7 protein-coding genes are annotated in these 8,917 nt (G+C 61.4%); 1 reads left to right on the top strand and 6 read right to left on the bottom strand.

Annotated features, from left to right (window positions below; genetic code table 11):
- Positions 1-5 precede the first annotated feature (5 nt).
- Positions 6-1,217, top strand: a complete 1,212-nt coding sequence (gene glp / locus BKP54_RS25935) for a gephyrin-like molybdotransferase Glp (RefSeq protein ID WP_057209404.1) — start codon at positions 6-8, stop codon at positions 1,215-1,217.
- Between the two features lie 428 nt (positions 1,218-1,645).
- Here glp and BKP54_RS25930 read toward each other — a convergent pair whose 3' ends face one another.
- The 6 genes from BKP54_RS25930 to BKP54_RS25905 form a co-directional block, all read right to left on the bottom strand.
- Positions 1,646-2,938, bottom strand: coding sequence for a hemolysin family protein (locus BKP54_RS25930; RefSeq protein ID WP_025426996.1), 1,293 nt, complete (start codon positions 2,936-2,938; stop codon positions 1,646-1,648).
- A gap of 177 nt (positions 2,939-3,115) precedes the next feature.
- The gene (locus BKP54_RS25925) at positions 3,116-3,862 is read right to left on the bottom strand and encodes a FadR/GntR family transcriptional regulator (RefSeq protein ID WP_025426995.1); all 747 of its coding nucleotides are present in this window, start codon (positions 3,860-3,862) and stop codon (positions 3,116-3,118) included.
- Between the two features lie 318 nt (positions 3,863-4,180).
- Positions 4,181-5,251, bottom strand: a complete 1,071-nt coding sequence (locus tag BKP54_RS25920; protein WP_025426994.1) for a BMP family ABC transporter substrate-binding protein — start codon at positions 5,249-5,251, stop codon at positions 4,181-4,183.
- A gap of 48 nt (positions 5,252-5,299) precedes the next feature.
- Positions 5,300-6,220 (bottom strand): ABC transporter permease, encoded by a 921-nt coding sequence (locus BKP54_RS25915; RefSeq protein ID WP_025426993.1) that lies wholly within the window; start codon positions 6,218-6,220, stop codon positions 5,300-5,302.
- Positions 6,220-7,314 carry an ABC transporter permease gene (locus BKP54_RS25910; RefSeq protein ID WP_057209407.1) on the bottom strand — a complete coding sequence of 365 codons (1,095 nt, stop codon included), beginning with the start codon at positions 7,312-7,314 and terminating at the stop codon, positions 6,220-6,222. The genes BKP54_RS25915 and BKP54_RS25910 overlap by 1 nt, the downstream gene beginning before the upstream one ends.
- Positions 7,304-8,878, bottom strand: a complete 1,575-nt coding sequence (locus tag BKP54_RS25905; protein WP_057209410.1) for an ABC transporter ATP-binding protein — start codon at positions 8,876-8,878, stop codon at positions 7,304-7,306. The genes BKP54_RS25910 and BKP54_RS25905 overlap by 11 nt, the downstream gene beginning before the upstream one ends.
- Positions 8,879-8,917 lie beyond the last annotated feature (39 nt).

Genomic DNA, 8,917 nt, shown 5'->3' with positions numbered 1-8,917 from the left:
CGACGATGTCGTTGCTTTCCGTTGAAGACGCGCTCAACAGGATCCTCGGCAGCGCCAGACCCCGCCACGCAATCGAACATGTGAGCCTGCATGAAGGCCTCGACCGTGTGCTGGCGCAAGATGTAACTGCACGCGTCACCCATCCCGCCTTCGACAATTCAGCGATGGATGGCTATGCGGTTCGCCATGAGGATGTCCACGCCATCGGTGCCGAACTTACGGTCATCGGCCAGTCCGCGGCCGGGCATGGCTTCGATGGCGAGGTAAAGTCCGGGCAGGCTGTCCGCATCTTTACCGGAGCCCCGCTTCCCGCGGGCGCCGATACCGTCATCATCCAAGAAGACACCGAACGGCTTGCCGACAACAAGATCCGCACCTCGTTCGCGCCGGGCAAAGGGCGGCATATCAGACTTTCCGGCCAGGATTTTGCAGCCGGCGAAACGGTGCTGCGCGCGGGAGACGTTCTGGATGCCGGTCGCCTGACGGTCGCCGCCGGCATGAACCATGCGGTGCTGCCAGTGTTCAAGAAACCGACGGTCGCGATCCTTGCAACCGGCGATGAACTGCTGACACCCGGAAGCATACCCGGTGCTGACCAGATCATTGCCTCCAACACATTCGGTGTTGCTGCCATTGCGCGTGACAACGGTGCCGACATCCTCGACCTCGGCATCGTCCCGGACAACCGCCAGGCGATCTCGGCGGCCGTCGAGCGTGCAAGGGCAGCGAGAGCCGATGTGCTCGTGACGCTCGGTGGCGCCTCGGTCGGCGATCATGACCTTGTGCAGTCGACATTGCTTGCGAGCGGGATGACGCTCGATTTCTGGCGGATCGCCATGCGGCCCGGAAAACCACTCATGGTCGGACAGCTCGGCGACATGGCGGTGCTCGGCCTGCCTGGCAATCCTGTATCGAGCCTCGTCTGTGCACTCTTGTTCCTTGAGCCGCTGGTCCGCAAACTGGCGAGACTACCTGATAGAGATCGGCTGACGACGGCCTGCCTCGCCTCGCCGCTGCCTGCCAACGACAAGCGCCAGGATTATGTGCGTGCACGGCTTTCGAGCGATGCGGACGGTTCGCTCGTCGCCCACCCCTTCCCGCGGCAGGACTCGTCGATGATGAAGGTGTTCGCGCAGTCCGATTGTCTGATCGTTCGCGCGCCGAACGCTGAAGAGGCGCCCGCCGGTACACCCTGCGAAATCGTCCGGCTCAGATAGCTTCCGGCGAAATCATCGGGATAAAACAGGCACCCCTTTTGGTCGACCGGACCCGGCGTCAGCAGAAACAAAGAATATTTGCTGTTCCATTGTCATATGCCCGACATGGAGACCCATTAATAACAGGATCATTCAATCATCGCTCAAGGCGGATGACTACGGATGTACTAGCAGGCGCCGTGATGATTTGAGGGAAAGGTCGGGTATTGCCCGACCTTTTGCTTTTCTACGGTTATTTGCTTTCCGGAACGATCATCGTTGCTGCTGCGACGGTGGCAGAGGGGGCGATCAGCGACGCCTACTGCATGTTTCCTAAATCGTATTCGATTTAAGGATAAAACATGACGCAATTCAAAGTGCTACAGCGACCTTTGCGCGCCTAGTAAGACGCGCGGCCCTGTAGGCAGCGTCGCGTCCCCAGCAAGGTTTCAGGCGGCAGTGTTCTCGCAACGGCTGACGAGGATCTTGTCGATGCGGCGGGAATCCATATCGATGACCTCGAAACGGTAACCGTGGGCGATCGCGATGTCGCCCTCTTCCGGCGTCTTGCGCAACTGCTGAACGAGAAAGCCCGCGATCGTTTCAAAATTTCCGTCGGCATCGATGCCTTCGATACCGATGGTCAGGTGGATCTCATCGATCGGCGTGCGTCCGTCGACCAGGTAGGTTCCATCCTCGCGCTGGCGGATCAGTGCGTGCTCGAGATCGTCATAGTTCGACGGCAGCACGCCGACGATCGCCTCTAGAATATCGGCGATGGTGATGATGCCTTCGGTGCTGCCGTATTCGTCGACGATCATCGCCATGTTGATACTCGACGACTTGAAAGCATCGAGCGCCTTCAGGCAGGACGCGGTTTCCGGCAAGGTATGGATCTCGCGCACATACTTGCGAACGTCGAGCGGAACGGACGTCGGGGCATTGAGGATTTCCTTCGCCAGAACCGCGCCAAGCACATCGCCGCTCGGCCCGTCGACCACGGGATAACGGGAGTGGCCGTATTGGCGGATCTTCTCGCCGATGGTCTCCAGGCTGTCGTTGATATCGATGAAGCTCATTTCGGTACGATGCGTCATGATCGATTTCACGTTGCGGTCACCGAGGCGGATGATGCGACGAAGCATCTCGTGCTCCGACTTTTCGATCGCGCCGCTCTCGACGCCTTCCGCCATGATCGCGTGCACTTCCTCTTCGGTAACATGGTCCGGATCATCCGGACGTATGCCCAGCAGCCGCATCATCAACGCGGCCGAGGTCTCGAAGAGATAGACGACCGGCGCCACGATGCGCGAAAGAAGCGTCATCGGCCGCGCCACGAACATCGCGAAGCCCTCGGAGTTCTTCAACGCCAGCTGCTTGGGGATCAACTCGCCGATAACGACGGAGAGGAAGGTGATGAGCGTTACCACGATCGCCACCGCCACCGGATGACCGTAGGGGCTGATCCAGGCGATGCTGTCGAAGAAGGGGGCGAACTTGGCCGCGATCGTCGCGCCACCATAGGCGCCGGCGAGCGTGCCGACCAGCGTGATGCCAACCTGAACGGTGGAAAGAAACTTGCCGGGGTCTTCCGCCAGCTTCAGTGCCGCTTCGGCGCGGAGATTTCCCTGTCTTGCCATCTGGCGAAGCAATGGCTTGCTTGCCGAGACGATTGCCATTTCCGAAAGAGCAAAAAATGCGTTGATCAAAAGCAGGACGAAAATGACAAAAAATTCGGACATGGTCTCCAAGTCACCGTTGACGAAAAGTCGCCCAATCGAGAGCGACCGTTCACCAGATAAGGCCAGCAGGCGATCCGAGCAAGCGCAGTTCTCGAAATCCGTGTCACCAAATGCGCTTCGCCCGTATTTCGCGAGGCGAGAGCGGACCGAAACTCGGACACGTCCGACGAAGGTGGCTCAGTTTTCGCCCGACCTGAGGGCGCCGCGCACGCGCTCGCGCCCGATCTTGATGACATTTTCCATCGCTGCGCGCGCGCCCGCTTCGTCGCGCCTGCCGATTTCCTCGACGATGCGGATGTGATTGCGGGCGACCTCGTCGACGCCGCCCTTTTCTTCGACGGGTGAACTCAGTTTGAAAATGCCGACCAGCGCCGCCTCGATCAGCCCACCGACCGTCCGCATGAACGGGTTGCCCGAAGCTTCCGCAATCGACAGATGGAATTTCAGATCGGCAAAGGCGAGGCTCTCGGCAGTATGGCCGGCCTCACCCATGGCGACCGCGAGGCGCATCATGCGGCTGATCTCGGCCTCAGAAGCGTTGCGCGCAGCAAGAGCCGCAGCGTGCGGCTCGAAGGCGAGACGCACTTCGGAGAGGTGGTAGAGGAACTCCTCGTCCACACCACATTCAAAATGCCAGGTCAGGATGTCGTTGTCGAAGAGGTTCCAATCATTTCTGGGCGTGACGCGCGTGCCAATGCGAGCCCGTGGCACGACCAGACCCTTTGCGGCAAGCGTCTTCATCGCTTCGCGAAGAACCGTGCGCGACACCTTAAAGCGCGCTGCAAGCTCCGGATCGCCGGGCAGGATCGACCCGATCGGGAACTCGCCTGAAACGATCGCCTTGCCAAGCTGGTCGACCACATGCGCATGACTGGTGCGCTTCCGCGTCCCGGAAAGGACAGTCTCCAGCAAGCTCCTGTTCAACCCACCTCCTCCAGGCACTCCCTTGCCTGACAGCGCCAAATGCAGCGCCTCAAAATGCCATATCTCGCCGGTCCACCCATCCCCACGAACAGGATGAGCAGGCCCAGGAATGGCCAACCGATTCCTCAAGCATTACACGAAATGCAGCCAAGCTGCACTATGGCTGAAACCGGCCCGCACGACCGTTGATTGCATCAATCTCGGCTGATTGGGTCATGCCGCAATAATGCGCCACCAAGCCTCGGCCCAATATATCGATAACGACAAACCCCGCCGTAACGGCGGGGTTTGAACATTTTCTGCGTTCTTCCGTTGTGCTTACTTCGGCAGCTGGTCGTCGACGCCTTCGACGTAGAAGTTCATGCCGAGCAGTGTGCCGTCATCCGACGATGCGCCTGCGGCCAGCCACTCGCTGCCATCCTGCTTCTTCAGCGGACCGGTGAACGGCTTCAGCTCGCCCGACTTGATCTTGGCTTCCGCTTCTTCGGCCAGCTTCTTCACGTCGTCAGGCATGTTGGTGTAGGGCGCCATAGTCAGGATGCCGTCCTTCAGGCCGTCCCAGCTCGACGTTGTTTCCCATTTGCCGTCGAGGAAAGCCTCGGTGCGCTTGATGTAGTAGGCGCCCCAGGTGTCGACGATCGCGGTCAGCTGGGTCTTCGGGCCGGCAGCGATCATGTCGGATGCCTGGCCAAAGGCCTTGATGCCGCGTTCTGCGGCCACCTGCATCGGCGCCGTCGTATCGGTGTGCTGGGTCAGGATATCGACGCCCTGGTCGACGAGCGCCTTGGCGGCATCGGCTTCCTTGCCCGGGTCAAACCAGGTGTTGGCCCATACGACCTTGATCTTGAAGTCCGGGTTGACCGAGCGCGCGCCGACGACGAAAGCGTTGATGCCCATCACCACTTCGGGGATCGGGAACGAGGCGATGTAACCGGCAACCCCCTTCTCGGACATCTTGGCAGCGATCACGCCCTGGATGTAGCGGCCCTCGTAGAAGCGGCTGTTATAGGTCGCCACATTCGGGGCGGTCTTGTAGCCGGTGGCGTGCTCGAACTTCACGTCCGGGAACTTCTGGGCGATCTTGATCGTCGCATCCATAAAGCCGAAGGACGTCGTGAAAATCAGGCCGCAGCCGGAACGTGCCATGCGCTCGATCGCGCGCTCGGCATCCGGGCCTTCCGGCACACTTTCGAGGAATTGCGTCTCGATCTTGTCACCGAGCTTCTTTTCCAGTTCCAGGCGACCGATATCGTGTGCCTGGGTCCAGCCGCCGTCGGTCTTGGAACCGACATAGACGAAGCAGACCTTCGCCTTGTCCTGAGCGGCAGCGGCGCTGGCAAAGCCGATGACGGCAGCGGTACTTGCGAGAGCGAGCAGTAGTTTTTTCATTTTCTTGACCTCTGTCGGTTTGAGAAACGTCCGTCTGGGTTGTTATTGTCACCGATCTGGCACAAACGGCTTACCGAGCGATGCCGGCGTATTGATCAGGGTCGTGCGCCGGTTATGTGAAATGAGGATGAGCACGACGATCGTCGCGAGATAGGGAAGCGACGACAGGAATTGCGACGGAATGCCGATGCCGAAGGCCTGCGCATGAAGCTGGCTGATGGAAACGGCACCGAACAGATAGCCGCCGGCAACGAGACGCCACGGACGCCAGGACGAAAACACCACCAGCGCAAGCGCGATCCAGCCACGGCCGGCAGACATGTTTTCCACCCATTGCGGAGTGTAGACCAGCGACAACTGCGCGCCGGCAAGGCCCGCGCAGGCACCGCCGAACATCACCGCGAGATAGCGCGTCCTGATGACGTTGACGCCAAGGGCATGGGCGGAGGCATGGCTGTCGCCGACCGCGCGCAGCTTCAAACCCGCGCGGCTCCTGAACAGGAACCAGTGAACGCCCGCGACCAGGGCAATCGACAGATAGAAGATGATGTCCTGCCGGAACAACAGCGGCCCGAGGACCGGAATATCAGCCAGCACCGGGATGACGATGGGTTGCAGCTTGATGCCCTGCATGCCGAGAAAGCTCTCTCCGAGCATACCGGAAACGCCAAGACCAAGCAGCGTCAACGCCAGGCCGGTCGCCACCTGGTTGGCAACCAGCGTCAACGTCAGGAATGCGAAGAGCTGTGAGAACACAGCGCCGCAGACGACCCCGGCCAGAATCCCGAGGTAGGGCGACCCGGTGATCCGGGTTGCGGCAAAGGCGCAGACGGCGCCCATGACCAGCATGCCCTCAACACCGAGATTGAGCACGCCAGAGCGCTCCGTCACCAGTTCGCCGAGGGCGGCAATGACAAGCGGTGTTGCGGCGGTGATGACGCTCAACAGTATGGCTTCGACGATCCCCATCAACGGCTCCCGTCCGTGTTTGTCTCGGCAAACCGATACCAGACCAGCCGGATGCGATAATGAATGAGCGTGTCGCAGGAGAGCACGAAGAACAGCAGCAGGCCCTGGAAGACGCGCGTGACCTTGTCCGACACGCCAATCGAGAGCTGCGCCGCTTCGCCGCCGAGATAGGTCAGCGCCAGAACGAGGCCGGCGGCGATGATGCCGAGCGGATTGAGCCGCCCGAGAAACGCGACGATGATCGCGGTGAAGCCATAGCCGGGCGAAATCACCGGGCGCAGCTGCTGGATCGCGCCGCTGACCTCGGAGATCCCGGCCAGACCGGCAAGCGCACCCGAGAGCAGCATCGAAAACCAGATCATCCGCCGCGACGAGAAACCGGCAAAGCGTCCTGCCCGCTCCGACTGACCGAGAACCGCGATCTCGAAGCCCTTCAGCGTATAACGCATCATGAACCAGACGAGGATCGCCGCGATGATGGCGAAGGCAAAACCCCAGTGGGTGCGCCCCGACGCGATCAGTTCCGGCAGGATGGCGTCAGCCGCAAAGCTGCGCGTCTCCGGGAAGTTCATGCCCTGCGGATTGCGCCAGGGGCCGCGCACGATCCAGTCGAGAAAGAGCTGGGCGACGTAGACCAGCATCAAGCTCGTCAGGATCTCGTTGGTGTTCATGTGCGCCTTGAGGAAGGCGGGAATGGCGGCAAACAGCGCGCCACCGAGCATGCCCATCAGCATCATCAGCGGCAGCACGAGCGGCGACTGCCACTCGTAAAACACCACCGGCAGGATCGAGCCGGCGATCGCTCCCATGATGAACTGCCCCTCGGCGCCGATGTTCCAGTTGTTCGAGCGGAAACAGACCGAAAGGCCGACGGCGATCAGGATCAGCGGCGCGGCCTTGATCGCCAGTTCGTGCAGCGACCAGACCTCGCTCAGCGGCTCGACGAAGAAGCTGTAGAGCGCCATGACCGGGTTCTTGCCCAGTAGTGCAAACATGATGCCGCCGAAGATGATCGTCAGTAGAAAGGCGATGAATGGGGACAGGATCGAGAACAGCGCCGATATCTTGGCGCGCTTTTCCAGTTCAATGCGCATGCACAGCCCCCGTGTCTTCCGTCTTGCCGTACATGCCACCCATCAGCAGGCCGATCTTCTCGCGCGAAAGCTCGCGCGCCGGATATGGATCGGAAAGCCGTCCTTCACTGATCACCGCGATCTCGGTCGCCACCTCGAAGATCTCGTCAAGGTCCTGGCTGATCACCAGCACCGCGGAGCCCGCCTTGGCGAGATCGACAAGCGCTTGACGGATCCGGCTCGCAGCGCCCGCGTCGACGCCCCAGGTCGGCTGGTTGACGACCAGGACGGCGGGCTGGCGGTCGAGCTCGCGACCGACGATGAATTTCTGCAAATTTCCGCCGGAAAGCGATCCGGCCGGAGGATCTTCCCCGCTCTTGCGCACGTCCATCGCTTCGGAGATGCGCTTGGTCGCCGTGGTCACCGCGTCCCGGCGGATGATCTTGAGAAAGCCGCCGCCGAGGAAGGCCCTGGCGTCGGACCGGCTTCTGGCCAGCACGAGATTGTCCGAGAGCGGCATCGCCGAAACCGCAGCGTGGCCATGGCGCTCTTCCGGAACGAAGCCGGCGCCCATCAGCCGTCGCGCGTTGATGTTCCTGTTGCCGACCGGCCTTTGCCTGATCTGCACCGCAGCATCGTCTGCAACCGGATACTCGCCGGACAGCGCGTCGAAGAGTTCGCCCTGGCCGTTGCCGGCCACACCGGCGATCGCCAGCACTTCGCCGGCACGCACCTTGAGACAGATGTTCTTCAGCGAAACGGCAAACGGCGTGCGTGCGGAAACGGAAAGGTGGCGCGCTTCCAGCTGCACCTCGCCCTTGGTGCTGGTGCCCTCGGCGGTCACCGCCGCAACGTCGCTTCCGACCATCATACGCGCCAGCGACGCCGGCGTTTCCACCTTGGGGTCACAGGCGCCCGTGACCTTGCCGTGGCGCAGCACGGTGGCGCGGTCGCAGATGCGCTGCACTTCCTCCAGCCGGTGGCTGATATAGAGAACCGAACGTCCCTCCGCCTTGAGCTTGTTGAGCGTCTCGAACAGTCGATCGGCCTCCTGCGGCGTCAGCACCGATGTCGGTTCGTCAAGAATGATCAGACGCGGGTTCTGCAAGAGGGCGCGGACGATCTCGATGCGCTGGCGTTCGCCGACGGAAAGGTCGGCCACATGCGCCTTCGGATCGAGCGGCAGGCCATAGGCGTGCGACAGGCGTGAAGCTTCCTCCGCGACCTCGGCCAGCGAAATGTTGCCGTCCATCGACAGCGCTATGTTTTCCGCTACCGTCAGCGCCTCGAACAGCGAAAAGTGCTGGAAAACCATGCCGATGCCGAGCTTGCGGGCCGCGGCCGGGCTGGCGATGCGCACGCTGCGCCCTTGCCACACGATCTCGCCTACCGTCGGCGCGAGAACGCCGAACAGCATTTTCACCAGCGTCGATTTTCCGGCACCGTTTTCGCCGAGAAGGGCGTGGATTTCGCCCTGGTCTATCTGCAGGTTGATTTCATTGCAGGCCGCAAACGAGCCAAACAATTTCGTCAGGTTGCTCACAGTCAACAACGGACCGTTCGCAGTTGCTCCCTCAACAGGCACGCTGCCCTCTTTTCCCCTCTGTCGATCCCCGTCCGCCTT

Source organism: Ensifer sp. 1H6 (assembly GCF_001976035.1).
Taxonomy (GTDB): domain Bacteria; phylum Pseudomonadota; class Alphaproteobacteria; order Rhizobiales; family Rhizobiaceae; genus Ensifer; species Ensifer canadensis.
The sequence above is the reverse complement of the archived record's forward strand: the minus strand, read 5'-3'. Positions and strand labels throughout refer to the sequence as shown.